38 protein-coding genes and 1 pseudogene are annotated in these 26135 nt (G+C 61.2%); 2 read left to right on the top strand and 37 right to left on the bottom strand.

Going from position 1 to position 26135, the window contains the following annotated elements:
* Window positions 1–41: 41 nt before the first annotated feature.
* The 5 genes from msrQ to VGL01_RS09980 all read right to left on the bottom strand — a co-directional run bounded on the left by msrQ (window position 42) and on the right by VGL01_RS09980 (window position 6169).
* A complete protein-coding gene (gene msrQ, locus VGL01_RS10000) occupies window positions 42–743 on the bottom strand; it encodes a protein-methionine-sulfoxide reductase heme-binding subunit MsrQ (protein ID WP_331568810.1) in 702 nt (233 codons plus the stop codon).
* Window positions 744–786: 43 nt separating this feature from the next.
* Complete coding sequence (gene msrP / locus VGL01_RS09995; RefSeq protein ID WP_331568808.1) at window positions 787–1800, bottom strand: protein-methionine-sulfoxide reductase catalytic subunit MsrP; 1014 nt, start codon at window positions 1798–1800, stop codon at window positions 787–789.
* Between the two features lie 210 nt (window positions 1801–2010).
* Complete coding sequence (gene ccsB / locus VGL01_RS09990; protein ID WP_331568806.1) at window positions 2011–3195, bottom strand: c-type cytochrome biogenesis protein CcsB; 1185 nt, start codon at window positions 3193–3195, stop codon at window positions 2011–2013.
* Window positions 3196–3199: 4 nt separating this feature from the next.
* Window positions 3200–5389, bottom strand: a complete 2190-nt coding sequence (locus tag VGL01_RS09985) for a cytochrome c biogenesis protein ResB (RefSeq protein ID WP_331568804.1) — start codon at window positions 5387–5389, stop codon at window positions 3200–3202.
* 132 nt (window positions 5390–5521) lie between these two features.
* Complete coding sequence (locus VGL01_RS09980; RefSeq protein ID WP_331568802.1) at window positions 5522–6169, bottom strand: c-type cytochrome; 648 nt, start codon at window positions 6167–6169, stop codon at window positions 5522–5524.
* Between the two features lie 351 nt (window positions 6170–6520).
* Between VGL01_RS09980 and yihA the strand changes: the two genes are divergently transcribed.
* Both yihA and hemB read left to right on the top strand, forming a co-directional pair.
* Complete coding sequence (gene yihA, locus VGL01_RS09975; RefSeq protein ID WP_331568800.1) at window positions 6521–7159, top strand: ribosome biogenesis GTP-binding protein YihA/YsxC; 639 nt, start codon at window positions 6521–6523, stop codon at window positions 7157–7159.
* Between the two features lie 269 nt (window positions 7160–7428).
* Window positions 7429–8427, top strand: coding sequence for a porphobilinogen synthase (gene hemB, locus VGL01_RS09970; protein WP_331568798.1), 999 nt, complete (start codon window positions 7429–7431; stop codon window positions 8425–8427).
* 15 nt (window positions 8428–8442) lie between these two features.
* On the opposite strand, the gene dsbD is transcribed toward hemB, so the two are convergent.
* From dsbD to tuf, 32 genes and pseudogenes are all read right to left on the bottom strand, one after another.
* Window positions 8443–10347 (bottom strand): protein-disulfide reductase DsbD, encoded by a 1905-nt coding sequence (gene dsbD / locus VGL01_RS09965; RefSeq protein ID WP_331568796.1) that lies wholly within the window; start codon window positions 10345–10347, stop codon window positions 8443–8445.
* Complete coding sequence (gene cutA, locus VGL01_RS09960; RefSeq protein WP_331568794.1) at window positions 10340–10696, bottom strand: divalent-cation tolerance protein CutA; 357 nt, start codon at window positions 10694–10696, stop codon at window positions 10340–10342. Before cutA ends, dsbD begins: the two co-directional genes overlap by 8 nt.
* Before the next feature lie 150 nt (window positions 10697–10846).
* A complete protein-coding gene (rplQ, locus tag VGL01_RS09955; protein WP_331568792.1) occupies window positions 10847–11242 on the bottom strand; it encodes a 50S ribosomal protein L17 in 396 nt (131 codons plus the stop codon).
* A 138-nt stretch (window positions 11243–11380) separates the two neighbouring features.
* Window positions 11381–12358, bottom strand: coding sequence for a DNA-directed RNA polymerase subunit alpha (locus VGL01_RS09950; protein WP_173256851.1), 978 nt, complete (start codon window positions 12356–12358; stop codon window positions 11381–11383).
* Window positions 12359–12482: 124 nt separating this feature from the next.
* Complete coding sequence (rpsD, locus tag VGL01_RS09945; RefSeq protein ID WP_331568790.1) at window positions 12483–13106, bottom strand: 30S ribosomal protein S4; 624 nt, start codon at window positions 13104–13106, stop codon at window positions 12483–12485.
* A 149-nt stretch (window positions 13107–13255) separates the two neighbouring features.
* Window positions 13256–13660 carry a 30S ribosomal protein S11 gene (gene rpsK / locus VGL01_RS09940; RefSeq protein WP_017777173.1) on the bottom strand — a complete coding sequence of 135 codons (405 nt, stop codon included), beginning with the start codon at window positions 13658–13660 and terminating at the stop codon, window positions 13256–13258.
* Between the two features lie 28 nt (window positions 13661–13688).
* Entirely contained in the window at window positions 13689–14054 is a 366-nt protein-coding gene (gene rpsM / locus VGL01_RS09935; protein WP_173256849.1) for a 30S ribosomal protein S13, read from the bottom strand.
* A gap of 41 nt (window positions 14055–14095) precedes the next feature.
* Entirely contained in the window at window positions 14096–14212 is a 117-nt protein-coding gene (rpmJ, locus tag VGL01_RS09930) for a 50S ribosomal protein L36 (RefSeq protein ID WP_004199844.1), read from the bottom strand.
* 20 nt (window positions 14213–14232) lie between these two features.
* Window positions 14233–14451, bottom strand: coding sequence for a translation initiation factor IF-1 (gene infA, locus VGL01_RS09925; RefSeq protein ID WP_004521905.1), 219 nt, complete (start codon window positions 14449–14451; stop codon window positions 14233–14235).
* An 8-nt stretch (window positions 14452–14459) separates the two neighbouring features.
* Complete coding sequence (secY, locus tag VGL01_RS09920) at window positions 14460–15806, bottom strand: preprotein translocase subunit SecY (RefSeq protein WP_331568788.1); 1347 nt, start codon at window positions 15804–15806, stop codon at window positions 14460–14462.
* Between the two features lie 61 nt (window positions 15807–15867).
* Window positions 15868–16302, bottom strand: coding sequence for a 50S ribosomal protein L15 (gene rplO / locus VGL01_RS09915; RefSeq protein ID WP_331568786.1), 435 nt, complete (start codon window positions 16300–16302; stop codon window positions 15868–15870).
* Between the two features lie 29 nt (window positions 16303–16331).
* Window positions 16332–16514 (bottom strand): 50S ribosomal protein L30, encoded by a 183-nt coding sequence (rpmD, locus tag VGL01_RS09910; RefSeq protein WP_217283238.1) that lies wholly within the window; start codon window positions 16512–16514, stop codon window positions 16332–16334.
* Window positions 16515–16530: 16 nt separating this feature from the next.
* Entirely contained in the window at window positions 16531–17049 is a 519-nt protein-coding gene (gene rpsE / locus VGL01_RS09905; protein ID WP_331568784.1) for a 30S ribosomal protein S5, read from the bottom strand.
* Between the two features lie 14 nt (window positions 17050–17063).
* Window positions 17064–17429: a 50S ribosomal protein L18 gene (rplR, locus tag VGL01_RS09900; RefSeq protein WP_008923336.1), complete on the bottom strand. Its 366-nt coding sequence runs from the start codon at window positions 17427–17429 to the stop codon at window positions 17064–17066.
* A gap of 12 nt (window positions 17430–17441) precedes the next feature.
* The gene (gene rplF, locus VGL01_RS09895) at window positions 17442–17972 is read right to left on the bottom strand and encodes a 50S ribosomal protein L6 (RefSeq protein ID WP_331568782.1); all 531 of its coding nucleotides are present in this window, start codon (window positions 17970–17972) and stop codon (window positions 17442–17444) included.
* Between the two features lie 21 nt (window positions 17973–17993).
* Entirely contained in the window at window positions 17994–18389 is a 396-nt protein-coding gene (gene rpsH / locus VGL01_RS09890) for a 30S ribosomal protein S8 (RefSeq protein WP_173256843.1), read from the bottom strand.
* 14 nt (window positions 18390–18403) lie between these two features.
* On the bottom strand, window positions 18404–18709 hold the full coding sequence (gene rpsN, locus VGL01_RS09885) for a 30S ribosomal protein S14 (RefSeq protein ID WP_173256842.1): 306 nt from the start codon (window positions 18707–18709) through the stop codon (window positions 18404–18406).
* A gap of 7 nt (window positions 18710–18716) precedes the next feature.
* Window positions 18717–19256: a 50S ribosomal protein L5 gene (gene rplE / locus VGL01_RS09880; protein WP_173256841.1), complete on the bottom strand. Its 540-nt coding sequence runs from the start codon at window positions 19254–19256 to the stop codon at window positions 18717–18719.
* An 18-nt stretch (window positions 19257–19274) separates the two neighbouring features.
* Window positions 19275–19583 carry a 50S ribosomal protein L24 gene (gene rplX, locus VGL01_RS09875; protein ID WP_331568780.1) on the bottom strand — a complete coding sequence of 103 codons (309 nt, stop codon included), beginning with the start codon at window positions 19581–19583 and terminating at the stop codon, window positions 19275–19277.
* A 9-nt stretch (window positions 19584–19592) separates the two neighbouring features.
* Complete coding sequence (gene rplN / locus VGL01_RS09870; RefSeq protein WP_026229630.1) at window positions 19593–19961, bottom strand: 50S ribosomal protein L14; 369 nt, start codon at window positions 19959–19961, stop codon at window positions 19593–19595.
* 418 nt (window positions 19962–20379) lie between these two features.
* Window positions 20380–20652 carry a 30S ribosomal protein S17 gene (gene rpsQ, locus VGL01_RS09865; RefSeq protein ID WP_173256839.1) on the bottom strand — a complete coding sequence of 91 codons (273 nt, stop codon included), beginning with the start codon at window positions 20650–20652 and terminating at the stop codon, window positions 20380–20382.
* Window positions 20649–20843 carry a 50S ribosomal protein L29 gene (gene rpmC / locus VGL01_RS09860; RefSeq protein WP_075159014.1) on the bottom strand — a complete coding sequence of 65 codons (195 nt, stop codon included), beginning with the start codon at window positions 20841–20843 and terminating at the stop codon, window positions 20649–20651. Before rpmC ends, rpsQ begins: the two co-directional genes overlap by 4 nt.
* A gap of 10 nt (window positions 20844–20853) precedes the next feature.
* The gene (gene rplP, locus VGL01_RS09855; protein ID WP_115537029.1) at window positions 20854–21270 is read right to left on the bottom strand and encodes a 50S ribosomal protein L16; all 417 of its coding nucleotides are present in this window, start codon (window positions 21268–21270) and stop codon (window positions 20854–20856) included.
* 2 nt (window positions 21271–21272) lie between these two features.
* Window positions 21273–22073, bottom strand: coding sequence for a 30S ribosomal protein S3 (rpsC, locus tag VGL01_RS09850; RefSeq protein WP_173256837.1), 801 nt, complete (start codon window positions 22071–22073; stop codon window positions 21273–21275).
* Window positions 22074–22084: 11 nt separating this feature from the next.
* On the bottom strand, window positions 22085–22414 hold the full coding sequence (gene rplV / locus VGL01_RS09845) for a 50S ribosomal protein L22 (protein ID WP_004199272.1): 330 nt from the start codon (window positions 22412–22414) through the stop codon (window positions 22085–22087).
* Window positions 22415–22426: 12 nt separating this feature from the next.
* A complete protein-coding gene (gene rpsS / locus VGL01_RS09840; protein WP_004199273.1) occupies window positions 22427–22702 on the bottom strand; it encodes a 30S ribosomal protein S19 in 276 nt (91 codons plus the stop codon).
* A 10-nt stretch (window positions 22703–22712) separates the two neighbouring features.
* Complete coding sequence (gene rplB / locus VGL01_RS09835; protein WP_331568778.1) at window positions 22713–23540, bottom strand: 50S ribosomal protein L2; 828 nt, start codon at window positions 23538–23540, stop codon at window positions 22713–22715.
* Between the two features lie 2 nt (window positions 23541–23542).
* The gene (rplW, locus tag VGL01_RS09830) at window positions 23543–23857 is read right to left on the bottom strand and encodes a 50S ribosomal protein L23 (RefSeq protein ID WP_173256835.1); all 315 of its coding nucleotides are present in this window, start codon (window positions 23855–23857) and stop codon (window positions 23543–23545) included.
* Window positions 23854–24474: a 50S ribosomal protein L4 gene (gene rplD / locus VGL01_RS09825; protein WP_331568776.1), complete on the bottom strand. Its 621-nt coding sequence runs from the start codon at window positions 24472–24474 to the stop codon at window positions 23854–23856. Before rplD ends, rplW begins: the two co-directional genes overlap by 4 nt.
* On the bottom strand, window positions 24474–25133 hold the full coding sequence (rplC, locus tag VGL01_RS09820; protein ID WP_331568774.1) for a 50S ribosomal protein L3: 660 nt from the start codon (window positions 25131–25133) through the stop codon (window positions 24474–24476). Before rplC ends, rplD begins: the two co-directional genes overlap by 1 nt.
* A gap of 232 nt (window positions 25134–25365) precedes the next feature.
* The gene (rpsJ, locus tag VGL01_RS09815; RefSeq protein ID WP_331568851.1) at window positions 25366–25677 is read right to left on the bottom strand and encodes a 30S ribosomal protein S10; all 312 of its coding nucleotides are present in this window, start codon (window positions 25675–25677) and stop codon (window positions 25366–25368) included.
* A gap of 166 nt (window positions 25678–25843) precedes the next feature.
* Window positions 25844–26135, bottom strand: a pseudogene (gene tuf, locus VGL01_RS09810) (elongation factor Tu); the annotation flags it as partial.

Raw genomic sequence — 26135 nt, 5'->3', positions numbered from 1 at the left:
GGGCACGCGCACTGCATGGGCGCGAAACGCGCGCGGCCCGCTCAACGCGCACCGTGTCGCGCCACCCACTGCGCTCGCATCCACGCGAGCAACCGCCAGCCCAGCAGCGCGAGCATGATCGCACCGTAGAGCTTCGGCAGCGCCAGATCGTGCTTGCCTGCCTTCATCCACCAAAAGTGCAGGATCGCGAGTGCGCCGATGACGTACACGGCGCGATGCAGTGTCTGCCAGCGCCGCCCCAGCTTGCGCACGGCGGCGCGCGGCGAGGTCGCTGCCAATACGATCAACAGCACGAACGCGGCGAACCCGACGGTGATGAACGGCCGCTTGCCGATATCCTTCGCCACCTCGGCAAGATCGAACCACTTGTCGAACCAGATATAGGTGATGAAGTGCAGGGTCGCGTAAAAGAACGCATAGAGCCCCAGCATGCGGCGAAATCGCTGCAGCGCATTGATGCCCGATAACTTGCGCAGCGGTGTCACAGCGAGCGTGATGCAAAGAAAGACGAGTGTCCATAACCCGGTCGACCAGGTGATGAACCGGATCGGATCGGCTCCGAGCCCGTCGGTGAATCCCAGGAACACGAGCCGTAAGAGCGGATACCAGGCAGCGATGAACACTGCCACTTTCGCGGGCGCGATCCAAGGCTCGCCCTTGCGCGGCGATACCGCGGCGCGGCGCGGTTCGCGCGTAGCCGTTGCGTCGGCGCGGCGGTTCAAGGTCGGAGTCTCGGTCGTCATGATGGTGGCATTTACGTTCGCTGAATCAACAACCCGATGAGCATCAGAAATATTTGCGCAGGTCCATGCCCTGGTACATCGACGCGACGAGACTGCCGTAGCCGTTGAACATCAGCGTCTTGCGCTTCGGCGTGAAGAAACCGTCCTCGCCGATGCGCCGCTCCGTAGCCTGGCTCCAGCGCGGGTGATCGACGGTCGGATTCACGTTCGAGTAGAAGCCGTATTCTTTCGGCGCGTAGGTGTTCCAACTGGTCGGCGGCTGCTTCTCGACGAAACGAATCTTGACGATCGATTTCGCGCTCTTGAATCCATATTTCCAGGGCACGACAACGCGTATCGGCGCGCCGTTCTGATTCGGCAGCACTTGCCCGTAAACGCCCACCGTCAGGAGCGTGAGCGGGTTCATCGCCTCGTCCATGCGCAGCCCCTCCGAATAGGGCCACTCGAGAATCGGATCAGCCAGGCCCGGCATCTGCGAGGCATCCGAAAGCGTGATGAATTGCACGTACTTCGCATTGCCCGTAGGCTGCGCCCGTTTCACGAGTTCGGCGAGGGGATAGCCGATCCACGGAATCACCATCGACCACCCTTCCACACACCTGAGGCGGTACACGCGCTCTTCGAGCGGTGCGAGCTTGAGCAGCTCGTCGATGTCGTACACCTTGGCGTTCTTGACCTCGCCCTCGACGCTGACACGCCACGGATGGGGTCGCAGCGTACCGGCATTACGCGAGGGATCGCCCTTGTCGGTGCCGAACTCATAGAAATTGTTATAGGTCGTAATGTCCTTGAAGGACGTCGCTTTGTCCGGGACGACGAACTTTGCGTTCGTGACGGCCGCGAGCTTTCGGGCGTGGGCGTCGGGCGAAGTATAGGCGGCAAGCGCCTCGGCACTCATGCCGAGCAGACCGCCCGCCCCTGCCACACCTGCCGCCGCCATGCCGGTCGCGGCCCGCAGGATCCGGCGCCGATTCTCGAACACGGCGCGCGGCGTGATCTCGCTCGGTGAAATATCCTGACCGGCGACGAGAATGCGTTGCTGTCGTTTGATCCACACGATGACTGCTCCATGAAAGCATCGGTCCGTCCGATCGGCCCGTCGCTTCTATATACCGTTCGCGGGCGCATCCGGATGCATCGAAATAAACGGACGATTTGCGCCGCATGAGCGCGAAGCGCCCGCTGGAGCATCGCGCCGGACGTAAAAAAACCGCCGGTGAGCCACTCGGCGGTTTTTTCGAACCCAGCGGCACACGCGCTTAAACACCTACAGTTTGCCGTAACTGTGCAGCCCCGACAGGAACATATTGACGCCAAGAAATGCGAACGTCGTCACGATGAGGCCCGTCAACGCCCACCAGGCGGCAACCGAACCGCGCAGCCCTTTCATCAGACGCATATGGAGCCAGGCGGCGTAATTGAGCCAGACGATGAGTGCCCACGTCTCCTTCGGATCCCAACTCCAGTACCCGCCCCAGGCCTCGGCGGCCCATAGTGCGCCGAGAATCGTCGCGATCGTGAAAAACGCGAAGCCGACCGCGATCGACTTGTACATCACGTCGTCGAGCACCTCGAGCGCAGGGAGCCGATCGGCCAGCACGCCGCGCTCCTTGGCGAGATAAGCCACGCCGACCATGGCGGACAGCGCGAAGCTGCCATAACCGATGAAATTCGCCGGCACGTGGATCTTCATCCACCAGCTTTGCAGCGCGGGCACGAGCGGCTGAATCTGCTGGGCGTCGCGCGCGATCGAATACCACATCAGAAATCCGACCGCGGCGCTGATGACGAGCAGCACGAACGAGCCGAGCGCACGCGTGCCGTAATGCTGTTCGTAATACAGATAAAAGAGGGCGGTGATCAGACAGAACAGCACGAACACTTCATAGAGGTTCGAAATAGGAATGTGCCCGACATCCGCGCCGATCAGATAAGACTCGTACCAGCGCACCATCATTCCGGTAAAGCCCATCAGCACTGCGAACCAGGTGAGCTTCGAGCCGATCGCCGCACCGGACGGCGAGCGCGAAAGCAGGCCGATCCAATAGAACAGCGTGGCGAGCACGAAAAGCGCGCTCATCCAGAGAATGGCGGACTGGCTCGACAGAAAATATTTGAGAAGGAACGCCCCCTCGGCACGTGTGAGATCGCCGTGATAGAGCGCGATCGACGACAGCGCGAACAATGCGATGCCCGCCATCAAGAGCCGAGCGGGCTTCCAGCGCCACCCCAATACGACGAGCGCCGGCACCGCGCCGACAAGGACGAGCTTGTCGTAGTAGTTCATGAACGCGTGGTAGCGCGAGACCCCAAATCCCGCGCCGGCGACGAGCACGGCAGCGAACAACCAGTCGGTGGCGGTGAGCCGTCGCAAAAACGAACGCTCGTCCAAGACGTTGCCGACAGGGCGAGCCCTTGCGGGCCGGGAGCGGGAAGCGTTGGTCAGATCCATGATGTTACCGAGTGAGATCGTCGGCACCGCGAGGCGGTGCGCTTGCAATATCGTGAGCGGCCACGCCGAGCGTGGCGCCCACCGTATCGCGCGTTTGCGCGAATTCCTTGTCGAAGTCGAGCGTCTTGCGCGCCGTCGACATCGCCATGACCACGGACACGCCCGTGGACGTTTCCTTGAGCCAAAGCCAGAGCCGTCGCTCGCGGACAAAGAACATCGAGAAGATGCCCGCCACGAGCAACAGGCTGCCAAGATATACCACTTTCTTGCCGGGCGCGCGCGTCAACTGGAACACCGACGCCTGCACCTGCTTGAACGAATCGAGCTGCAAATAGACCGGGGACCCGTACAGGAAGCTGTCCGACAGGGCGTTGATGGAGCTTTGCACGAAGCGGCTCGTGGCGGCATCCGGGCTCGCGTCGGGTTCGCCCGCACCTTCGCGCGCCAGTTGCCAAAGCTCCCACATCGATCCCTCGAGCATGCGCAGCAACAGCGATGCAGCCTTTTCCTGCTCGCCTTTCGGCACGGACTGATCGATGAAGGTCGCGACCGCCTGGAAGCCCGCGTTGGCTTGACCTGCCGGCGTCTTGCCCCCGCCCGCGCCGGCCCCGGCAAACAGTGACATGACGCGCTGCGCGCTTTCCTGCAAGTGCTGGCGCAGTTCCGGGTTCTGATCCACCACCGCGCGACGCGCGAACCGTTCGGCTGCCTGGGCTCGCAACGCAGGATTGTCGAGCGCGGCGCGCAGCATCATCCATTCCTTGACCGTGCCCGCCTGATCGGCCGGAATGCGCAAATAGCGGAACGGATCGTCGGGGGCGAGGCGCACCCCGGCAAGAAACATCCGCTCGCCGTCGACGTCCACCGGCAGCATGTAGTTGTTGAATTCACGCGCCTGACCATCGCTGCCCCGGACCTTGTACTGCACCGATGGGCCGACGTTGCGCAAGTCGACCGGCTTCGAGCTCTTTGCACCTGAGCCCAGCCGGTTCTCGAGAAACCGCTCGACCGGATGCTGAGCGGCGACACCGCGCACGTCCGTCTTGCCGGAGCCGTTGGTGACGTTTTCGACGTTGATCGCCCGAAAGTCCGAGAATTCGATCGTCTGGCCGGCCGCGTCGGGCATCGACGCAGGAAGCGGGGCCGAGCCCCCGATTGCACCGTGCACGGGGACCGTCGCGATGGTTGCGCCGACCATCGGCCACGCCGTCATCGTCATCTGCGAGCCGCCGTCCTGGAAGCTCGACTGGTAGATCGAGACACCGTCGTACTCGAACGGCTTGTTGACTTCGATACGCGCGGGCACGCGTGCACCGGTCTTGTGGTCGGTGATGACGATGTCGCTCGCGAACAGCTTCGGCATGCCGGTCGAGTAGTAATCGACGATGAACTTGTCGAGCTGGATCGAGAACGGCAGGTCCTGAATCAGCGAACCGTTGGGTTGGTTCAGAATCGCGGTCGATACATGTTGCCCCTCGGGCACCCACGCATAGCCGCGAAACGTGGGATTGCCGGTCGACAGTCGATGCTCCGGCCCGATCTCGCTGATGGTGCTGTTGCTCGTGACCGGCGTCTTGCCGAAGAGCCACATCTGGAATTTGATCGGCAAGTTGCTGTCGAGCAATCCTCCGATACAGATCACCACGATCGCGATGTGCGCAAAGATGTAGCCGATCTTCGCGAGCCCGCCTCGCTTCGCCGCAATCAGTGTGGCTTCGCCGCTCTCGCGTACGACGTACTTGTAGCCGATCCTGTCGAGCAACGCGCCCAGACGCCCGGCCGCTTCGGCACGCGTACCGCCGCACGCGTATTCCGCCTTGTGATGAAACGCGCGCAGGCTACCCTCGCGCACTCTGTCTTTCCAACTCTTCGCATCGGCAATCATCTTCGGTGCGTTGCGCACCACGCAAAGCGAAATGGAGACGATCAGAAAGCCCAGAATGAGCATGAACCACCACGCGCTATAGACCGTGTAGAGGCTCAGCCCGCGGAAGATATCGGCCCAGAACGGGCCGAACTGATTGACGTAGTTCGGGTAAGGATCATCCTGCGTCAGCACCGTGCCGACGATGCTCGCGATCGCGAGCACGACAAGCAGTGCGATCGCGAAACGCATCGAGCTCACGAGCTCCACGGCGCTTCGCAGCGTGCGCCGTTCCGATTTCAATTCATAACCCGACGTGGTGACGCTCATTCCAACTCCAACTGCCAGCAAAAAAGGGTAGGGCCGCCGACGACACGACGCCCCCACCCTTTTTTTGTTCTTGCCGCGTCTCGCCGCGCGTGTCGCACAGCGGAGCGTCAAATGTAATGCGGCGCGTACCTGTCAATGCAGGCCGGCCATGTAGTCCGCCACCGCTTTCATTTCAGTGTCGGTCAGCCGCGAGGCGATCGGCTGCATGACATCGTTCTTGCGCGTTCCCTGCTCGAACGCCGTGAGCTGCGCATGCGTGTAATCGGCCCATTGTCCCGACACGCGCGGGAACTGCACGGGAATGCCCTGCCCGGTGGGTCCATGGCAACTCGCGCAAGCGGGCACGCCCTTGTCCGCAATGCCGCCCCGGTAAATCTTCTGCCCCAACGCGACCGTCGCGGCGTCGCGCGCCGCGCCGCCCTTCGGCGCTTGCGAGGCGAAATACGCGGCGACGTTCGCCATATCCTGGTCCGACAGCGATGCGACGATGCCCGCCATCACCGGGTTTTGCCGCACCGCGGCTTTTTCGCCCGGCTTGACCTTGAAGTCCCTCAACTCCTTCAGGAGGTACTGCTCATGCTGCCCGGCCAGCTTCGGAAACGCCGCGCTGGCACTGTTACCGTCCGCTCCATGGCACGCTACGCACACGCTCGTTGCGATCGCCTGCCCCTTGTTGGCATCGGGCTTGAGCGCTTCCGCCGCGCTTGCTCCTGTCGCCACACCCATCAAACCTGCCGCCACGACTTCAAGGACCACCAAAGACTTGCACAGTCGATTCATTCGCACACCCGGTTTCGTCTTTTGAGAATTGAGTGTCCCGAAGCCCATTCGCGGCGCAAGCAAGCAATCTCCCCTTGGGGCTGCAAGCGGTTGCCCAGCGGCCCGGTCAGTTCCTCGAGAGGTTTCGGAAAAACGACGGCGCCCATCATTTCCGCCGCAAAAAAACGCCTGCGGCGTCATGCCCGTACGGGCTCGAAAGGCCGTGCGAAGCGCGTGTTGGCGGCCTCGTCCGGTCTTCGGCCAAACCGTCGTATTGTACAATACCTCGCTATGCGCCAAGACGCCAGTCGGCTGCACCCTGGGCGCTTGCCCCCACTTTTCGGTCTCGCTCGACCGCCCACCTCTTCCGCCATGGCCTTCTTGCTGCATCAAGCCCGCTTTTTCACGACCGTCAACCATCTGCGCGACCTGCCCGGCACAGTCACGCCGGAGGTTGCGTTCGCCGGCCGCTCCAACGCCGGCAAGTCGACGGCCATCAACGTCCTTTGCAACCAGAAGCGCCTTGCCTTCGCGAGCAAGACGCCCGGCCGGACGCAGCATATCAATTATTTCGGCGTCGGGCCGGCCGACGAACCCGTGGGCTATCTCGTGGATCTGCCCGGCTACGGCTACGCCGAAGTGCCCGGAGCCGCGAAGGCACATTGGGAGGCGCTGCTCGCCAGCTACCTGCAAAGCCGCGCCCAGTTGCGCGGCATGATCCTCATGATGGATTCGCGGCGTCCGCTGACCGAGCTCGATCGCCGCATGATCGAGTGGTTCGCGCCGACGGGCAAGCCGATTCACACGCTGCTCACCAAGTGCGACAAATTGACGCGCCAAGAGGGCACCAATGCACTGCGGGCCACGCAAAAAGGGCTCGCCGAATATCGCGATGCGGGCTATCGCGGTGAACTCACTGCGCAACTTTTTTCGGCGCTCAAACGGACAGGGCTCGAAGACGCTCATGTCGTCATCGAGGGTTGGCTGGCGGCATCCGAAAGAGGTTCGTAAACCCGCCTTGCGGGCACTATCTCAAAACCAGAAAAAAACCCGCCGGACCTCGGCGGGTTAAACAGCCTAATCGAAAAACGACAGGCACCCGCTCAGGGAGGAGAAGCGGGGAGCTCCGCGCCAGGCGCGTTACTCGATCGCTATCATATACCATCGTGCAAAGAGTAGCGTCCGGGCAGGTTCCCGCTCCCTGCAAACTGTCCGAAAAACGATTGGGGCCGGTTTTGCCGGAATTTAGACGAACTTCGAAGCGGTTCTCGACAAACACCATGAGCTTTTATCCGCATCATCGTCCGCGCCGGATGCGACGCGACGACTTCTCGCGCCGCCTCATGCGCGAGACCGTATTGACGACCAACGATCTCATTTACCCGGTATTCATCGTCGAAGGTTCGAAGGTGAGGCAGGCGGTGCCGTCAATGCCGGGCGTCGAACGCCTATCGGTCGATCTGTTGCTCGACGTGGCGCACCGGTGCGTCGAACTCGGCGTGCCCGTGCTGTCGCTTTTTCCCGCCATCGAGCCTTCGCTGAAAACGCCGGACGGCCGCGAAGCGGCGAATCCCGAAGGATTGGTTCCTCGCGCGGTGCGGGAAATCAAGGCCCGCTTCCCCGAACTCGGCGTACTGACCGATGTCGCGCTCGATCCCTATACGAGCCACGGCCAAGACGGTGTGCTCGACGAAGCGGGTTACGTGCTCAATGACGAGACGGTTGAAATCCTCGTCGAACAGGCCCGCACCCAAGCGGAAGCCGGCGTGGACATCCTCGCACCGTCCGACATGATGGACGGCCGCATCGGCGCACTGCGCGAGATGCTCGAAAGCGAGGGTCGCATCCACACTCGGATCATGGCCTACGCGGCGAAGTACGCATCGGCCTTCTACGGGCCGTTCCGCGACGCAGTCGGCTCTGCGACCAACCTCGGCAAGAGCAACAAGATGACGTACCAGATGGACCCGGCGAACTCGGACGAAGCGTTGCGCGAAGTCCGCCTCGATATCGAGGAAGGCGCCGATATGGTGATGGTGAAACCCGGCATGCCCTATCTGGACATCGTGCGGCGGGTGAAAGACGAGTTTCGCTTCCCCACCTATGTCTATCAAGTGAGCGGTGAATACGCGATGCTGAAAGCCGCTGCACAAAACGGCTGGCTCGATCACGACAAGGTGATGATGGAGTCGCTGCTCGCGTTCAAGCGCGCAGGCGCCGACGGTGTGCTGACCTACTTCGCACTGGACGCGGCTCGGTTGCTGCGGGATCAGCGCTAACCGAAATGAGTTGTGCTATCGGATCGTCAGCGCGACTGACGATCCGCTCGACGGCAACGCCCGATCCAGGCTGCGCAGAAATTTGTCGGCCGATTCATAGCCGACGACACGCAAAACTTCCTTGCCGCCCGCGTCGAAGAAAATGATCCCCGGCGGCCCGAATAGCGAAAAGCGCTTCAGAAGCGCCTGATCGTCGGCGCTGTTGGCTGTCACGTCGGCGCGTAGCAGTTGCAACTGAGCGAGGCGCGCGCGGACCCTCGGATCGGCGAAGGTGAAGCGCTCCATTTCCTTGCAGCTGACGCACCAATCCGCGTAGAAATCGAGCATCGCCGGGCGTCCCGCCGCCTTGATCGATCGATCGAGCTCGGCCGAGCTTCGCACGGGTTGAAACGAGCGGTCCAACGGCTGCTCGGTCGCCGCCGCAGATGCACCGACACGCGCGGCGAGCACCGCGAGCGGGCGCAATGGATCGGTGGATCCCGCGGCAAGCCCGACGATGAGCGCGGCCGCCCAGATGGCAAATGCGGCTCCGATGCCGCGTCCAAGACGCCGCCAGATCGAGACTGCGCTCGCATGCGGCGAAAAAAGACCGAGCGTCGCGGCGGCAAACAGCAGCCAGAGCGCGCCAAGCAGCATCTGCGCCGTCGCCGGCAAAACGGGCCAGACGATCCACAGCGCGGCCGCCAGCAACACGACGCCGAAGAAGACCTTGATGCCCTCCATCCATCCGCCCGCGCGCGGCAGGAGTGCGCCGGCCCCCAGGCCGACGATCAAAAGCGGCACACCGAGCCCGATCCCCATCGAAAAAAGTGCCGCCCCGCCGAGCAACGCGTTGCCCGTGTGTGCGATGAATGCGAGCACGGCAAAGAGGGGCGCCGTCATGCACGCACCGACGACCAGGGCCGACAAGGCGCCCATTGCGGCGACGGCTGCGAGCTTGCCGCCCGGTCGCCGGTTCGATGCCTCGGACATCCGGTCATGCCAGCGCTGCGGCAACGCGATATCGAGGCCCGCGATCAACGACAACGCGAACAATGTCAGCAGCAGCGCAAAGGCGCCGAGGACCCACGGATTCTGCAACCATGCTCCGAGGCTCTGCCCGACGAGCGCCGCAGCAATACCGAGCGCCGTGTAAACGAGCGCCATGCCGATCACATATGACAGCGACAGCGCGAATCCGCGCGCATGGGTGACGCGGTGCCCTTCCCCGATGATGATCGCCGAGAGAATCGGGATCATGGGATACGAGCAAGGCAGCAGACTCAGCACGAGACCCGCGAGAAAGTAGAGGCCGACCGTTGCCGCGAAGCCGCCGCCTTGCAGCAGCGAGCCCGCGTAATCCGCGCTCGTGAGCCGGTCATACCAGGAAGACGACCCGCCGTTTCCAGCGGTGCCCTCGGGCGCGACCGTTGTGCCCGCGACCGTTGTGCCCGCGCCCGGTGCGCCCGACTGCAAGGCGGCGCCGCTCACCCGATAGACATGCGTATCGGGCGGATAGCAGATCCCCGCGTCCGCACAACCTTGCGAGGTCACAGCCAATTCGAAGGGCCCGCTCGCCGCTTTCACGGGTACATGAACGACGACGCTTTGCCGATAGGTTTCGACGTTCTTTTGGAAGGTCTCGTCGAATTTGACATGGCCGGCGGGCAGTTGCGGCTCACCGAGCGTCGCGGTTCCAGTCTTCACCGCAAACGCGAAGCGCTCCCGGTACAGGTAGTAGCCATCGGCAATCTGGAAACGAACGTCGACCGCGCCCGGTACCTCCGATGCGCTGAAACGAAACGCAGCCGAGGGATCGAGAAAATCATCGGCGCGCGCCGACGTGCCGAAGCTCGCCATCAAGCAAGCGGCCAGCACGAGCGGGATCAGGAAGAAGAAGCGCGCGAGCGATCCTGCATGCGCGCCGGGCGATCTAAACATGGATTGGACGATGAGTTTCGGCCACCACCCATTGCCCGTAAGCCGTCGAGGCGCTTGCCGGCCACGATACGATCTCGGGCGTCTCATAGGGATGGTGCTCCGCAATGAATTGCTCGAGCTCGAGCGCACGCGCGACGCTGGTCTTGAAGAGCAACTGGATTTCCTGAGCCGATTCCTTCTGCCCCTTCCAGCGATAACGCGAATGCAGCGGAGCCGATTCGGCAACGCACGCAGCCAACCGCGCATCGAGGACGGCATCCGCCAGCGCCTGCGCCGATGCGGCGTCCGGCAGCGTGGTCAGCATCAGAACGATTTCGACAGACACGGTCTCTCCAACAACGGCATACATGCTCGCATTATCGTACCATCGGCCGCTCTTCACCCGCCGATCGGCGCCGCACACTCGTCCGCCGCACCGGGCGCACGATAAAAAAAGGGCCAAGCTGCGCTTGACCCCTTTTATCGCTGCCGCAAGAGCTTCGCGGCGTTGATGGACGCTTTATTCCGCGTCTTGCACTTCTTCGCCTTCCACCGGTTCCGGACGGTCGAGCAGCTCGACGAGCGCCATCGGCGCATTGTCGCCGACGCGGAAGCCGAACTTCAGGATGCGCAGATAGCCGCCGGGGCGGTTCGCGAAGCGCGAACCGAGCACGTCGAACAGCTTCGCGACCGAATCGCGGTCGCGCAGGCGGTTGAACGCGAGGCGGCGGTTGGCGAGCGAAGGCTTCTTGCCGAGCGTGATGAGCGGCTCGACGACCTTGCGCAGTTCTTTCGCTTTCGGCAGCGTCGTCTTGATGACTTCGTGCTCGATCAGCGAGTTGGACATGTTACGGAGCATTGCCAAACGGTGGCTGCTCGTGCGGTTCAGTTTCCGCAGACCATGACGGTGACGCATCTCAGTTTCCTTGATTCAAAGTTTTGATCCAGCTCTTCTATCGTCGCGGCTTTCAGGAAGAAAAAGCCTGGGACACGGGCCGGTATGAAAAAGCAAGACGCGGATTTTAAAGGAAAATCCGCGTCGTTGCCAGTCAGCTTACTTGTCGAGACCGGCCGGCGGCCAGTTTTCGAGCTTCATGCCGAGCGTGAGACCGCGCGACGCGAGCACTTCCTTGATCTCGTTGAGCGACTTGCGACCGAGGTTCGGGGTCTTGAGCAGCTCGTTTTCGGTACGCTGAATCAGATCGCCGATGTAGTAGATGTTCTCGGCCTTCAGGCAGTTCGCGGAACGCACCGTCAGTTCGAGATCGTCCACCGGACGCAGCAGGATCGGATCGATCTGCGGCGCACGCGACGGCGCTTCGGCCGCAGCTTCCGTTCCTTCCAGCGCAGCGAAGACGGCAAGCTGGTCGACCAGAATGCGAGCCGATTGACGAATCGCTTCCTCGGGCGAAATCACGCCGTTGGTTTCGATGTTCATCACGAGCTTGTCGAGGTCCGTACGTTGCTCGACACGCGCGCTCTCGACCGCATAGCTCACACGGCGAACCGGAGAGAACGATGCGTCGAGCACGATGCGGCCGATGATCTTCGCCGTTTCCTCGCCATACCGGCGCACGTTGCCGGGCACATAGCCGCGGCCCTTTTCGACCTTGATCTGCACGTCGAGCTTGCCGCCCTTCGAGAGGTGGGCAACCACATGGTCGGGATTGATCACTTCGCAGTCGTGCGGCAATTCGATATCGCGCGCCGTCACGAGGCCTTCGCCTTCCTTGCGCAGCGTGACCGTCACTTCATCCCGGTTGTGCAGCTTGAATACGACACCCTTCAAGTTCAGCAGCAGATTGACGACGTCCTCTTGCACACCATCGAGCGTCGAATACTCATGTACGACGCCTGCGATCGTCACTTCGGTCGGCGCGTAGCCGATCATCGACGACAGCAGCACGCGCCGAAGCGCGTTGCCCAACGTGTGGCCGTAACCGCGTTCAAACGGTTCCATGACCACTTTCGCGTGGTTCTCGCCAAGCGATTCCACGGCGATGATCTTGGGCTTCAACAAACTGGTTTGCATAGGTTTTCCTTTTCAATACCCTCGGCTCGTTACACCGATAAGGCTGACCGGTAACAACCTGAAAATGAACAGCCGAGGCGCCCCCTTGCCTGACGCAATCGGGGTACCCCGGCCGTAAATCCGATTAGCGCGAATACAATTCGACGATCAGGCTTTCGTTGATATCGCCACCAATGTCGGCGCGCTCGGGCATCTGCTTGAACGTACCTTCGTACTTCTTGGTATCGACCGCGACCCAGCTCGGCAGACCGCCTTGCTCGGCGAGCGAAACGGCTTCGAGAATGCGAGCCTGCTTCTTGGCCTGCTCGCGCACCGCGACGATGTCACCGGCCTTTACTTGCAGCGAAGGGATGTTCGCGACCTGGCCATTGATCGTGATGGCCTTGTGGCTCACGAGCTGGCGCGCTTCCGCGCGCGTGGAGCCGAAGCCCATGCGATAGACGACGTTATCGAGGCGCGACTCGAGCAATTGCAACAGGTTTTCGCCCGTGTTGCCCTTGCGGCGATCCGCTTCCGCGAAGTAGCGGCGGAATTGGCGCTCGAGCACACCGTACATGCGCTTCACTTTTTGCTTTTCGCGCAGCTGGGTGCCATAGTCCGACGTACGTGCGCCGGAAGTGCGACCGTGCTGGCCGGGCTTGCTGTCCAGCTTGCACTTGTCGGCGAGCGAGCGACGCGCGCTCTTCAGGAAGAGATCGGTGCCTTCACGGCGAGACAGCTTGGCTTTGGGGCCGGTATAGCGTGCCACTTTGCGTTCCTTCTGGGTTTGATCACGCGGACATGAAACTTTCCGCGCTAGTCCGGACTCGTCGGTCCGAACGGTGGGCTTAGGATATCGAGATGCAAACAGCCTGCTGGCGCGATGAAGCGCCAACAGGCGTCGTACTTTCGCTCGCCTTAGATACGGCGGCGCTTCGGCGGACGGCAGCCGTTGTGCGGAACCGGCGTCACGTCCGAGATCGCGGTGATCTTGATGCCAAGACCATGCAGTGCACGCACTGCCGACTCGCGACCCGGGCCGGGACCCTTGATCCGCACTTCGAGGTTCTTTACGCCGTATTCCATCGCCACGCGGCCAGCCGACTCCGCCGCAACCTGCGCCGCGAACGGCGTGGACTTGCGCGAGCCCTTGAAACCTTGGCCACCCGAGGTCGCCCAGGCAAGCGCGTTGCCCTGACGATCGGTGATCGTGATGATGGTGTTGTTGAACGACGCGTGAACGTGAACCACGCCCTCGGCGACGTTCTTCTTGACCTTCTTGCGAACGCGTTGCGCCGCGGTGTTGTTCGAAGCCTTAGCCATTACATTTTCCTGTAACTGTCAGTCCCGCTTACTTCTTCAGCGATTGCGCTGCACGGCGCGGACCCTTGCGCGTACGGGCATTCGTGCGCGTACGCTGGCCACGCAGGGGCAGCCCCTTGCGATGACGCACGCCGCGGTAGCAGCCGAGATCCATCAGGCGCTTGATGTTCATCGTCACTTCGCGGCGCAGATCGCCCTCGACGACAAACTTGCCGACTTCGTCACGCAGCTTTTCGAGATCCGCGTCCGTCAGGTCCTTGACCTTCTTCGAGTAGTCGACACCCGCCGCCTCGCAAATCCGGCGCGAGCGCGTGCGGCCGACACCGAAGATCGCCGTGAGGCCGATTTCGGCATGCTGGTGGTTCGGGATGTTCACCCCTGCAATACGAGCCATTGTTTTTCCTCAAACAAAAAGCGCAAGCAAAAGCGTCGGCGTTAGCCTTGACGCTGTTTGTGGCGCGGATCAGAGCTGCAAATCACGCGCACAACGCCTTTGCGCTTGATGATCTTGCAATTGCGGCAAATGCGCTTAACCGATGCCATCACTTTCATGATATTACCCTTTTTTCAAATCACTTCGCCCGGAACACGATCCGCGCACGCGACAGATCGTAAGGCGTCAACTCAACCGTCACCTTGTCGCCCGGCAGGATACGGATGTAGTGCATCCGCATCTTGCCCGAGATATGTCCCAATACGACATGGCCGTTTTCCAGCTTCACGCGGAAGGTCGCATTGGGCAGGTTCTCGATCACCTCGCCCTGCATCTGGATTACATCGTCTTTGGCCATAAGTCCTTTCAACGCATCGGGATGTTGCTGCCCTTGAAATTGGCTTTCTTGAGCAGCGATTCATACTGTTGCGACATAACGTACGACTGCACCTGCGCCATGAAGTCCATCGTGACGACGACAATGATCAGCAGCGACGTTCCGCCAAAATAAAACGGCACGTTCCAGCGCAGCACCAGAAACTCAGGCAGCAGACAGACGAACACGATATAAATCGCACCGGCCAGCGTCAGCCGCGTGAGGATGCGGTCGATATAGCGTGCGGTCTGATCGCCAGGACGAATCCCTGGAACGAAAGCACCGCTTTTCTTCAGGTTGTCGGCCGTTTCCCTGCTGTTGAACACCAGCGCGGTATAGAAAAAGCAGAAAAACACGATCGCCAACGCATACAACAACACGTAGACGGGCTGCCCAGGCTTCAGCGCCTCCGCTACGTTGTGCAACGTCTGGCTGAACCAGTCGCCGCGCGAACCCGAACTGAACCAGTTCAGGATCGTGGCCGGGAACAGGATGATCGACGATGCGAAGATCGGCGGAATCACGCCCGACATGTTCAACTTCAGCGGCAGGTGCGACGACTGCCCGCCGTAAATCTTGTTGCCGACCTGGCGCTTCGCGTAGTTCACGAGAATCTTGCGCTGACCGCGCTCGATGAACACGACGACATAGGTCACGCCCGCAATCAGTGCCACGACGATGATCGCGGAAATGATGCTCATCGAACCCGTGCGCACCAGCTCGAAGAGCCCGCCGATCGCATTCGGAAATCCGGCCGCGATCCCACCGAAGATGATGATGGAGATGCCGTTGCCGAGCCCGCGCTCGGTAATCTGCTCACCGAGCCACATCAGGAACATCGTGCCCGTCACGAGCGTCACGACCGTCGTCAGCCGAAAGACCATGCCAGGATCGATCACGAGGCCCGGTTGGTTTTCGAGCGCAACGGCGATGCCGAACGCCTGGAACGTCGCCAGCAAGACCGTGAAGACCCGCGTGTACTGCGTGATCTTCCGCTGCCCGGCCTGCCCTTCCTTCTTCAGCGCTTCGAGCTGCGGCGAAACGATCGCGAGCAGCTGCATGATGATCGACGAGGAGATGTACGGCATGATCCCCAACGCGAACACCGTGAACCGCGACAGCGCGCCACCCGAGAACATGTTGAACATGCCCAGGATGCCGCCAGATTGGCTTTGGAACAGCTTCGCCAACTGATCCGGGTCGATGCCCGGCACCGGAATATGCGCGCCGATTCGATAAACGACGAGCGCCAGCAGCAGAAAAACTGCTCGCCGGCGCAGGTCGCCGAACTTCGCTGCGCTTTTCCCGGTTTTTGCAAGACTCGGGCTGTTAGCCAAGTACCTTCTCCGATGCAAATACCATGACCGGCAATCGGCTTCTCACGCGAGCGAAAGCCAATTACTCGGCAAACGAGCCGCCGGCTGCTTCGATGGCCGCGCGAGCGCCCTTCGTTGCACCCAGACCCTTCACGACGATCTTGCGCTTGATTTCGCCCGTGGCGATGATCTTGGCGCTTTTCGTCAGCTCGTTGACGAGACCAGCTTGCTTGAGCGCGAGCAGATCGATTTCGTCGACGGGCAGCTTTTCCAGGTCGGAGAGGCGCACTTCACCGACGAATTCCTTCGTCAGCGAGGTGAAGCCGCGCTTCGGCAAACGACGCTGCAGCGGCATCTGACCGCCTTCGAAGCCGACTTTGTGAAAGCCGCCCGAACGCGATTTCTGACCCTTGTGGCCGCGACCCGCAGTCTTGCCGAGGCCCGAGCCGATACCGCGGCCGACACGGCGCTTGGCGTGCTTCGCGCCTTCGGCCGGCTTCAGGTTATTCAATTCCATATTCAACTCCTCGAGTCCGTGGTCCGCGCTCAGTCGACGACCTTAACAAGGTACGAAACCTTGTTGATCATGCCGCGCACGGCGGGCGTATCTTGCAGAACGCTAACCGAGTTGAGTCGGCGCAGGCCCAGGCCGCGCACCGTGGCACGGTGCGTTTCGCGGGTCCCAATCAGGCTCTTGACGAGCTGAACCTTGACAGTTTTTTCAGACATGGTGACCACCCAGGCATTAGCCCAAAATATCTTCGACCGACTTGCCGCGCTTGGCCGCAATGTCACCCGGCGTCGACTGCTTGCGCAGACCGTCGAGCGTCGCACGAACGAGGTTGTAAGGGTTCGTCGAACCGTGGCTCTTGGCCACGACGTTCTGAACACCCATCACGTCGAACACGGCGCGCATCGGGCCGCCGGCGATCACGCCGGTACCGTCCTTCGCCGGAGCGAGGAGGACCTTCGATGCGCCATGCTTGCCGTGCACTTCGTGCTGCAGCGTGCCGTTCTTGAGCGGCACCTTGAACATGTTGCGACGAGCCTGCTCCATTGCCTTTTGCACGGCAACGGGCACTTCCTTCGCTTTGCCCTTGCCCATGCCGACGCGGCCATCGCCATCGCCAACCACGGTCAGTGCGGCGAAACCGAGAATCCGGCCACCCTTCACGACCTTGGTCACGCGATTGACCGAAATCATCTTTTCGCGAAGGCCGTCGTCGCGTTCGTCAGCCTGAACTTTCGCTTGCATCTTTGCCATGACGAATTCTTCCCTTAGAACTTGAGCCCGGCTTCGCGCGCCGCATCAGCCAGCGCCTTCACGCGGCCGTGGTAGCGGAAACCCGAGCGGTCGAAGGCGACGGATTCGATGCCGGCAGCCTTGGCTTTCTCCGCGATGCGCTTGCCGATCAGCGTGGCAGCGGCAACGTTGCCACCCTTGCCCGACTGGTCGGCCAGCTGAGCACGCACTTCGGCCTCGAGCGTCGACGCACTGGCGAGCACCTTGGTGCCGCAGGGCGAAAACACTTGCGCGTAGATATGCGTGTTCGTGCGGTGCACGGCGAGGCGTGCGACCTGCAGTTCGGCGATCTTGATACGCGTCTGACGAGCGCGGCGCAGGCGAGATTGAGTCTTATCCATGATTGCGCACCCTTACTTCTTCTTCGTTTCTTTGAGGATCACCACCTCGTCGGCGTAGCGCACACCCTTGCCCTTGTAGGGCTCAGGCGGGCGATAGCCGCGCACTTCGGCAGCGACTTGGCCGACTTGCTGCTTGTCGATCCCCTTGATCACGATTTCCGTTTGCGAGGGCGTTTCCGCCTTCACGCCTTGAGGCATCTGGTGCACCACCGGGTGCGAGAAGCCCAGCGACAGGTTCAGCTTGTCGCCTTGCGCTTGCGCACGATAGCCCACGCCCACGAGCGTCAGCTTACGCTCGAAACCTTTGGTGACACCGTGCACCATGTTCGCGACGATGGCACGCATCGTGCCCGACATCGCATTGGCTTCACGGCTTTCGCCGACCGGCTCGAACTTCAGGAACGCGCCGTCGACGACGATGTTCACGAGCTTGTTCAACGCTTGCGAAATCGTGCCGAGCGGGCCCTTCACCGTGATGAAGCCATCGGCGACCTTCACTTCGGCGCCGCTGAGCGCGACCGGGCTTTTACCTACTCGAGACATGTTTCTTCTCCTCTTTCGGCGTTAAGCGACGTAGCAGATGACTTCGCCGCCGACGCCATTGGCGCGCGCCTTGCGGTCCGTCATCACACCCTTGGGCGTCGAGACGATCGCCACACCGAGGCCATTCATGACCTGCGGAATGTCGTTGCGACCGCGGTACACGCGCAGACCAGGCTTCGAGACGCGCTCGAGGCGCTCGATCACCGGACGGCCCGCGTAGTACTTCAGCCCGATATGCAGATTCGACTTCACACCATCCGACTTCACAGCGAAGTCTTCGATATAGCCTTCGTCCTTCAGGACCTGCGCAATCGCCACCTTCACTTTCGACGAGGGCATCGTCACCGAGACTTTCTCGACCATCTGCGCATTGCGGATGCGAGTCAGCATATCGGCGATAGGATCACTCATGCTCATTTATGTTTCTCCTATTACCAGCTCGCCTTGGTGAGGCCGGGGATCTCGCCGCGGAACGCGATTTCACGAATCTTGTTACGCGCCAGTCCGAATTTGCGGAACGTGCCGCGCGGCCGACCCGTGATCGCGCAGCGATTGCGTTTGCGCGTCGGGTTGGCGTTGCGGGGCAGTTGCTGCAGCTCGAGGCGAGCCGCATAGCGCTCTTCTTCCGACTTGCTTTGGTCGTCGATGATCGCCTTCAGCGCGGTGCGCTTCGGTGCGAACTTCGCCGCAAGGCGGGCGCGCTTCTTTTCACGTTCGATCAGTGCCAGTTTAGCCACGGTAACCTCAATTTCTGAACGGGAACTTGAAGCTGGCGAGCAGTGCCTTGGCTTCGTCGTCAGTCTTCGCAGTCGTCGTGATGCTGATGTTCAGCCCACGCAGCGCGTCGATCTTGTCGTAGTCGATCTCGGGGAAAATGATCTGCTCTTTCACACCGATGTTGTAGTTGCCGCGACCGTCGAACGCGCGACCCGAGATACCGCGGAAGTCGCGCACGCGCGGCAGCGCCACCGTGACGAAACGATCGAGGAATTCGTACATCGCGCGGCCGCGCAGCGTGACCATCGCGCCGATCGGATAGCCCTGACGGATCTTGAAGCCAGCGATAGCCTTGCGCGCTTTCGTCACGACAGGCTTTTGCCCAGCAATCTTCGTCAGATCGCCGACGGCGTTCTCGATGATCTTCTTGTCAGCGACGGCTTCGCCCAGACCCATGTTCAGCGTGATCTTGGTGATGCGCGGCACTTCCATGACGGACTTGTAACCGAACTTCTCGATGAGGCCGGGTACAACCTTCTCTTTGTAAAACTCTTGCAAACGAGCCATTTTTATCACTCCGCAGCGTCAGGCACCGAGCACGGTACCGGTCGTCTTCAGGAAGCGGACTTTCTTGCCGTCCTCGACCTTGATGCCAACGCGCGAGGCCTTGCCGTTCGCGTCGACGAGCGCGACATTCGAAATATGCAGCGGCATCGTCTTGGCTTCCACACCGCCCGTCGTGCCCTTCATCGGGTTCGGCTTCACGTGTTTCTTGACGAGGTTGATGCCTTCCACCGTCACGTTGTCGCCGCCAACGGCGAGTACGACACCGCGCTTGCCTTTGTCCTTGCCGGTAATGACGACGACTTCGTCACCCTTGCGAATCTTGTTCATCGCGACTCCTTACAGCACTTCCGGCGCGAGCGAAACGATCTTCATGAACCGTTCGCTACGCAACTCACGCGTGACCGGCCCGAAGATACGGGTGCCGATAGGCTCGAGCTTGTTATTCAAAAGCACGGCGGCGTTACCGTCGAACTTGATCAGCGAGCCGTCCTGGCGACGCACGCCCTTGGCCGTACGCACGACCACGGCGTTGTAGATTTCGCCTTTCTTCACGCGCCCGCGCGGCGTTGCCTCTTTGACGCTCACCTTGATGATGTCGCCGATGTTGGCGTAACGACGCTTCGAGCCGCCGAGCACCTTGATGCACATGACTTCACGCGCACCCGTGTTGTCGGCCACTTCAAGCCGAGATTCGGTCTGGATCATGGTTTACCTTTCCCAACTTAATCCGCCTGCACCACCATGGTTCAGCCGGTCAGTCTTGGTCCCGTCAGCCGCGCCGCTGTTACTACTAGGCCGCTTGGCTGTTTGGGTTGGAACAGCAGCGACGGCATCGGAAACCGCCATCGCAATCGAGTGAATCCTTCGCAACAGGCTGGCGCCCGTCGCTTCCCTTCCGGTTGGATCCCGCCTCGCCCGCAACGGATCCCAAAAAGAGGGAAGACCGAGATTATATCAAACAATCCCGGCCTTGCAAGCTAAATTTGCTGCACTTTCAACGACTTCCGCAGCAGCCGCGGCGAGGCCTTCACAATCACCTCCCCGCCGGCCTGGCGTTCGGGCCCGATGTCTTGCGCGACCCGGTCCGACCGCCCGCGCCGAAGCGCGGTACTGCTTCGCTGCTTTAGATCACGCGGGCAGCTTCGACAAGACGCGACACAGCCCAGGCTTTCGTCTTCGAGATCGGACGCGTTTCCTGGATTTCAACGAGGTCGCCCTCGTTGTACGTGTTCGCATCGTCGTGTGCGTGGTACTTCTTCGAGCGCACGACGTACTTGCCGTAGATCGGGTGCTTCACGCGGTGCTCGACCAGCACGGTGACCGTCTTGTCCATCTTGTTGCTGACGACCTTGCCGATCAGCGTCCGCTTGAGCGAGGTTTTCACGCTATCGTTCATTTCTGGTTCGCCTTCTCAGTCAGGACGGTCCGCACGCGTGCGATATCGCGACGAACCTTCTTCAGCTGGCTCGTATTCGTGAGCTGCTGCGTCGCGAGCTGCATGCGCAGGCCGAATTGCGCTTTCAACAGGTCCGACAGCTCCTTGTTGAGCGCGGCCTTGTCTTTCTGGTGAAGTTCTGAAGCCTTCATCACTTGCTCCTTAGGCGCCCAGTTGGCGAACGATGAACGCCGTCTTCAGCGGCAGCTTGGCTGCGGCCAGACGGAACGCTTCACGCGCCAGCTCTTCGGTTACGCCATCCATTTCGTACAGCATCTTGCCCGGCTGGATCTCGGCGACGTAGTACTCAGGGTTACCTTTACCGTTACCCATCCGTACTTCAGCCGGCTTTTGCGAGATCGGCTTGTCCGGGAAAATGCGAATCCAAATGCGGCCGCCACGCTTGATGTGGCGCGTCATGGCACGACGCGCCGCTTCGATTTGGCGTGCGGTCAAACGGCCGCGACCGATAGCCTTCAGGCCGAATTCACCGAACGACACGGCGTTGCCGCGCGTCGCGACACCGGTGTTACGGCCCTTTTGCTCTTTGCGATACTTCCTGCGTTTCGGTTGCAGCATCGTTATTCTCCAGTCTTGCCGTCGCCACCGGCGCCACCACGACGCGGTGCGCCGCGGCGGGCACCCGAGGGCGCGCCACCTTCGCCGTCACGGCGGGGACGGCGCTCGCCCGGACGCGCATTGCGGCGCGGACGCTTTTCCTCGACGGGCTCTTCGACGACCGGAGCATCGTTGCGGCCGAGCGTGTCGCCCTTATAGACCCACACCTTGACGCCGATGATGCCGTACGTCGTCTTCGCTTCCGAGGTTGCGTAATCGATGTCGGCACGCAGCGTATGGAGCGGTACGCGACCCTCGCGATACCACTCGGTACGCGCGATTTCGATACCGTTCAGGCGGCCGGCGCTCATGATCTTGATGCCCTGGGCACCGAGACGCATGGCGTTTTGCATCGCGCGCTTCATCGCGCGGCGGAACATGATCCGGCGCTCGAGCTGCTGCGTGATCGAATCCGCGATCAACTGAGCATCGGTTTCCGGCTTGCGGATTTCCTCGATGTTGACGTGGACCGGCACGCCCATGCGGCGTTGCAGCTCCGACTTCAACAACTCGATATCCTCGCCCTTCTTGCCGATGACGACGCCAGGACGCGAGCTGTAAATCGTGATGCGCGCGTTCTTCGCCGGACGCTCGATGACCACACGGCCCACCGAAGCGTTCTTCAGCTTCTTCTTCAAATACTCACGAACACCGATGTCTTCCTGGAGCATCGCCGCGAAATTGTTGTTGTTCGCGTACCAACGCGACGCCCAATTGCGGCTGACGGCCAGACGGAAGCCAGTCGGATGAATTTTCTGTCCCATCGTATGACCCCTTAATTCCCGACCGTCACAGTGATGTGACAGGATTGCTTCTCGATGCGGTTGCCGCGGCCCTTCGCGCGCGCGGTGAAGCGCTTCAGCGAAGCAGCCTTGTCGACGTAGATGCTCTTGATCTTGAGCTCGTCGATATCGGCGCCTTCGTTGTGCTCCGCATTCGCGATCGCCGACAGCACGACCTTTTTCACGATGCCTGCCGCCTTCTTCGGCGAGAACGTCAGAACGTTCAGCGCCTTGTCGACCGGCAAACCGCGGATCTGGTCGGCCACAAGGCGCGTCTTCTGCGCCGAGATGCGGGCACCGCGATGAATTGCTTTCACTTCCATCTTGATTGCCCCTTATTTCTTGGCCTTCTTGTCGGCCGCGTGACCCTTGAACGTACGGGTCAATGCGAACTCGCCAAGTTTGTGGCCGACCATGTTTTCCGAGATGTACACCGGAACGTGCTGACGACCGTTGTGGACAGCGATCGTCAAGCCGATGAAGTCCGGAAGGATCGTCGAGCGACGCGACCAGGTCTTGATCGGCTTCTTGTCGCGCGAAGCTGCAGCCGCCTCAACTTTCTTCAGCAAATGGGCGTCGCAGAACGGACCTTTTTTTACAGAACGTGCCATTGTCTGCTCCTTAACGCTTGTGACGGCGCTGGACGATCATCGTCGTCGTGCGCTTGTTGCTGCGGGTGCGATAGCCCTTCGTCTGCTGGCCCCACGGGCTCACCGGATGACGGCCTGCCGCTGTACGACCCTCACCACCACCGTGCGGGTGATCGACCGGGTTCATCGCAACGCCACGCACCGTCGGGCGGATACCGCGCCAGCGGTTCGCACCGGCCTTGCCGATTTGGCGCAGGCTGTGCTCTTCGTTGCCGACTTCGCCAATCGTCGCGCGACACTCGATGTGCACGCGGCGGATTTCACCCGAACGCAGACGGACCTGCGCGTAGGTGCCTTCACGCGCCAGCAGCATCGCCGAGGTACCGGCCGAACGCGCCATTTGCGCACCCTTGCCCGGCATCATCTCGATGCAGTGGATCGTCGTACCGACCGGGATGTTGCGGATCGGCAGCGTGTTGCCTGCACGAATCGGCGCTTCGGAGCCGGACATCAGCTGTTGACCGACCGTCATGCCCTTCGACGCGATGATGTAGCGACGTTCGCCGTCGGCGTACAGCACGAGCGCGATGTTCGCGCTACGGTTCGGGTCGTATTCGATACGCTCGACCTTCGCGGGAATCCCGTCCTTCGTGCGACGGAAATCGATCACGCGATAGTGTTGCTTGTGACCGCCACCCTTGTGACGCGTCGTGATGTGACCGTTGTTGTTACGGCCGGCGGTCGAGGTCTTCTTATCGACGAGCGCCGCGAACGGCTTGCCCTTGTGAAGATCCTTGTTGACCACCTTGACCATCGCACGGCGTCCGGGCGAGGTCGGCTTAACTTTCACGAGTGCCATGATTACTTGGCCTCCGCTTCGAAGTTGATTTCCTGGCCCGGCTTCAGGCAGACATAAGCCTTCCTGACGTCCTTGCGGCGACCCATGAACCGGCCGAAGCGCTTCGCCTTGCCCTTCACATTGAGGACGTTGACCGAATCGACTTCCACCTTGAACAGCAACTCGACAGCAGCCTTGACTTCCTGCTTGGTCGCGTCCGGCGCGATTTCGAACACCACTTGCTCGTTCTTGTCGGCCACCAGCGTCGCCTTTTCGGAGATCACCGGCGCGAGCAGGACCTGCATCAAACGATGATCGTTCTTGCGATTCTCGCTCATGACAGCAACTCCTCGATCTGGGCGACCGCAGCCTTCGTGATCAGTACTTTCTTGAAGTAGATCAGCGAGAGCGGGTCCGCGTAACGCGGCTCGACAACCGCCACATGGGTGAGGTTGCGCGACGCGAGGTACAGGTTCTCGTCGACCGTGTCCGTAATCACGAGCACGGATTCGAGCCCCATGGCCTTGAACTTCTCGGCCAACAGCTTCGTCTTCGGCGCTTCGAGAGCGAGGTCTTCGACGACCGACAGACGGCCTTCGCGGGCAAGCTGCGAGAAGATCGAGCAGAGACCTGCGCGATGCATCTTCTTGTTGACCTTGTGCGAGAAGTTCTCTTCCGGCGAGTTCGGGAAGATCCGACCACCGCCACGCCACAGCGGGCTCGACGACATACCGGCACGGGCGCGGCCCGTACCCTTTTGGCGCCACGGCTTCTTCGTCGTGTGCTTGACCTGCTCGCGATCTTTCTGCGCGCGGTTGCCGCTGCGAGCGTTCGCTTGATAAGCGACGACGATCTGATGAATCAGGGCTTCGTTGTAGTCACGGCCGAACACGACGTCCGATGCGTTGACCGTCGCGCCTTCCTGTCCATTCGCATTCAGGAGCTTCAGTTCCATTATTTCGCTCCTTTCACGGCGCGCGCCTTCACAGCCGGCGTCACGAAAACCTTGCCACCCTTCGCGCCGGGAACGGCGCCCTTGACGAGCAGCAGCTTGCGATCCGCATCGATGCGAGCGATTTCGAGATTTTGCACCGTGACCGTATCGTCACCCATGTGACCGGTCATGCGCTTGCCAGGGAACACACGGCCGGGATCCTGCGCCATACCGATCGAACCCGGCACGTTGTGCGAACGCGAGTTACCGTGCGAGGCACGGCCCGAGGCGAAGTTGTAGCGCTTGATGGTACCGGCGTAGCCCTTACCGATCGACACGCCTTGCACGTCGATCTTCTGGCCCACTTCGAAGATATCGACACCGATCACGGCGCCAGCGCTGAGCTCGGCAGCCTTGGCGGCATCGATTTTGAATTCCTTGAGGATTTCACCGGCTTCGACGCCGGCTTTGGCGAGGTGACCTGCCAGCGGCTTCGTCACGCGCGATGCACGGCGCGTACCGAAAGCCACTTGAACGGCGATATAACCATCCGTTTCAACGGTCTTGATCTGCGTCACGCGGTTGTCGGACACGTCCAGCACGGTCACGGGAATCGAATCCCCTTCGGCCGTGAAGATACGGGTCATGCCAACCTTGCGACCTACGAGTCCAAGGCTCATCGTTTTCTCCATTCCCGACTGCGATTGGCCGGGGCTAATTTACAAAATGCCAGAGCCTTTCAACCCGCAATCCCGCGCCAGCAAAGGCTGCCAGGGATCGACAGGGGACCTGAACGGTTCCAGCTTTTTTACGCAAATGCGTGAAAAGCCTTGCATTATAGCGAGGCCCTTCGTTTTTCGCAAGCAATCAAAGACTTACCGCCATCCTCGAACGAGGATGGCGGCGCAAACCTTATTGCAGCTTGATTTCGACGTCCACGCCGGCCGGCAAATCGAGCTTCATCAGCGCGTCGACGGTCTTGTCCGTCGGATCGACGATGTCCATCAGACGCTGATGCGTGCGGATTTCCAACTGATCGCGCGACGTCTTGTTGACGTGCGGCGAGCGCAGGATGTCGAAGCGCTGGATGCGGGTGGGCAGCGGCACGGGGCCACGAACGATCGCGCCGGTCCGCTTCGCCGTCTCGACGATCTCGGCAGCCGACTGATCGATCAAACGATAGTCGAACGCCTTGAGGCGAATACGGATTTTCTGCTTTTGGATCTGCTGCATGACGATTCCTTGGAAAGAGCGAGGCGGCTTTGCACCGCCGGATTGGTAAAGAACGAGGGGTTGGGCTCCCGCCAGGAAGCTGGTGCCCAACCCCGGACACGACTACTTCGTACAACTGCGCGCCAATGCCTACCGCGTTGGCGCGAAGCCGACGATTTTACTCGATGATCTTCGCAACGACACCTGCGCCGACGGTACGGCCGCCTTCGCGAATTGCAAAGCGCAATCCCTCTTCCATCGCAATCGGGTTGATCAGCATAACGGTGATCGAGACGTTATCACCTGGCATGACCATCTCTTTGTCTTTCGGCAGTTCGATCGAGCCGGTGACGTCGGTGGTGCGGAAGTAGAACTGCGGACGGTAGTTGTTGAAGAACGGGGTGTGACGTCCACCTTCGTCTTTCGACAATACGTAGATCTCGCCGGTGAAGTGCTTGTGCGGCTTGATG

The sequence above is a fragment of the Trinickia sp. genome, assembly GCF_036503415.1.
Taxonomy (GTDB): domain Bacteria; phylum Pseudomonadota; class Gammaproteobacteria; order Burkholderiales; family Burkholderiaceae; genus Trinickia.
The sequence above is the reverse complement of the archived record's forward strand: the minus strand, read 5'-3'. Positions and strand labels throughout refer to the sequence as shown.

Bases quoted from the DNA above. Each gene is read 5' to 3' on its own strand.
- rplO (WP_331568786.1), bottom strand. From the start codon at position 16,302: ATGGAATTGAATAACCTGAAGCCGGCCGAAGGCGCGAAGCACGCCAAG.
- rplP (WP_115537029.1), bottom strand. From the start codon at position 21,270: ATGCTGCAACCGAAACGCAGGAAGTATCGCAAAGAGCAAAAGGGCCGT.
- rplW (WP_173256835.1), bottom strand. From the start codon at position 23,857: ATGAGCGAGAATCGCAAGAACGATCATCGTTTGATGCAGGTCCTGCTC.
- rplE (WP_173256841.1), bottom strand. From the start codon at position 19,256: ATGGCTCGTTTGCAAGAGTTTTACAAAGAGAAGGTTGTACCCGGCCTC.
- rpsQ (WP_173256839.1), bottom strand. From the start codon at position 20,652: ATGAACGATAGCGTGAAAACCTCGCTCAAGCGGACGCTGATCGGCAAG.
- rpsH (WP_173256843.1), bottom strand. From the start codon at position 18,389: ATGAGCATGAGTGATCCTATCGCCGATATGCTGACTCGCATCCGCAAT.
- VGL01_RS09985 (WP_331568804.1), bottom strand. From the start codon at position 5,389: ATGAGCGTCACCACGTCGGGTTATGAATTGAAATCGGAACGGCGCACG.
- rpmD (WP_217283238.1), bottom strand. From the start codon at position 16,514: ATGTCTGAAAAAACTGTCAAGGTTCAGCTCGTCAAGAGCCTGATTGGG.
- rpsK (WP_017777173.1), bottom strand. From the start codon at position 13,660: ATGGCTAAGGCTTCGAACAACACCGCGGCGCAACGCGTTCGCAAGAAG.
- hemB (WP_331568798.1), top strand. From the start codon at position 7,429: ATGAGCTTTTATCCGCATCATCGTCCGCGCCGGATGCGACGCGACGAC.
- rpsC (WP_173256837.1), bottom strand. From the start codon at position 22,073: ATGGGACAGAAAATTCATCCGACTGGCTTCCGTCTGGCCGTCAGCCGC.
- rplD (WP_331568776.1), bottom strand. From the start codon at position 24,474: ATGGAACTGAAGCTCCTGAATGCGAATGGACAGGAAGGCGCGACGGTC.
- VGL01_RS09950 (WP_173256851.1), bottom strand. From the start codon at position 12,358: ATGCAAACCAGTTTGTTGAAGCCCAAGATCATCGCCGTGGAATCGCTT.
- rpsS (WP_004199273.1), bottom strand. From the start codon at position 22,702: ATGGCACGTTCTGTAAAAAAAGGTCCGTTCTGCGACGCCCATTTGCTG.
- rpmC (WP_075159014.1), bottom strand. From the start codon at position 20,843: ATGAAGGCTTCAGAACTTCACCAGAAAGACAAGGCCGCGCTCAACAAG.
- yihA (WP_331568800.1), top strand. From the start codon at position 6,521: ATGGCCTTCTTGCTGCATCAAGCCCGCTTTTTCACGACCGTCAACCAT.
- cutA (WP_331568794.1), bottom strand. From the start codon at position 10,696: ATGTATGCCGTTGTTGGAGAGACCGTGTCTGTCGAAATCGTTCTGATG.
- msrQ (WP_331568810.1), bottom strand. From the start codon at position 743: ATGACGACCGAGACTCCGACCTTGAACCGCCGCGCCGACGCAACGGCT.
- rpsE (WP_331568784.1), bottom strand. From the start codon at position 17,049: ATGGCAAAGATGCAAGCGAAAGTTCAGGCTGACGAACGCGACGACGGC.
- rplB (WP_331568778.1), bottom strand. From the start codon at position 23,540: ATGGCACTCGTGAAAGTTAAGCCGACCTCGCCCGGACGCCGTGCGATG.
- rplN (WP_026229630.1), bottom strand. From the start codon at position 19,961: ATGATCCAGACCGAATCTCGGCTTGAAGTGGCCGACAACACGGGTGCG.
- rplC (WP_331568774.1), bottom strand. From the start codon at position 25,133: ATGAGCCTTGGACTCGTAGGTCGCAAGGTTGGCATGACCCGTATCTTC.
- VGL01_RS09980 (WP_331568802.1), bottom strand. From the start codon at position 6,169: ATGAATCGACTGTGCAAGTCTTTGGTGGTCCTTGAAGTCGTGGCGGCA.
- rplR (WP_008923336.1), bottom strand. From the start codon at position 17,429: ATGGATAAGACTCAATCTCGCCTGCGCCGCGCTCGTCAGACGCGTATC.
- dsbD (WP_331568796.1), bottom strand. From the start codon at position 10,347: ATGTTTAGATCGCCCGGCGCGCATGCAGGATCGCTCGCGCGCTTCTTC.
- rplV (WP_004199272.1), bottom strand. From the start codon at position 22,414: ATGGAAGTGAAAGCAATTCATCGCGGTGCCCGCATCTCGGCGCAGAAG.
- infA (WP_004521905.1), bottom strand. From the start codon at position 14,451: ATGGCCAAAGACGATGTAATCCAGATGCAGGGCGAGGTGATCGAGAAC.
- ccsB (WP_331568806.1), bottom strand. From the start codon at position 3,195: ATGGATCTGACCAACGCTTCCCGCTCCCGGCCCGCAAGGGCTCGCCCT.
- rplX (WP_331568780.1), bottom strand. From the start codon at position 19,583: ATGAACAAGATTCGCAAGGGTGACGAAGTCGTCGTCATTACCGGCAAG.
- rplQ (WP_331568792.1), bottom strand. From the start codon at position 11,242: ATGCGTCACCGTCATGGTCTGCGGAAACTGAACCGCACGAGCAGCCAC.
- rpmJ (WP_004199844.1), bottom strand. From the start codon at position 14,212: ATGAAAGTGATGGCATCGGTTAAGCGCATTTGCCGCAATTGCAAGATC.
- rplF (WP_331568782.1), bottom strand. From the start codon at position 17,972: ATGTCTCGAGTAGGTAAAAGCCCGGTCGCGCTCAGCGGCGCCGAAGTG.
- rpsM (WP_173256849.1), bottom strand. From the start codon at position 14,054: ATGGCTCGTATTGCAGGGGTGAACATCCCGAACCACCAGCATGCCGAA.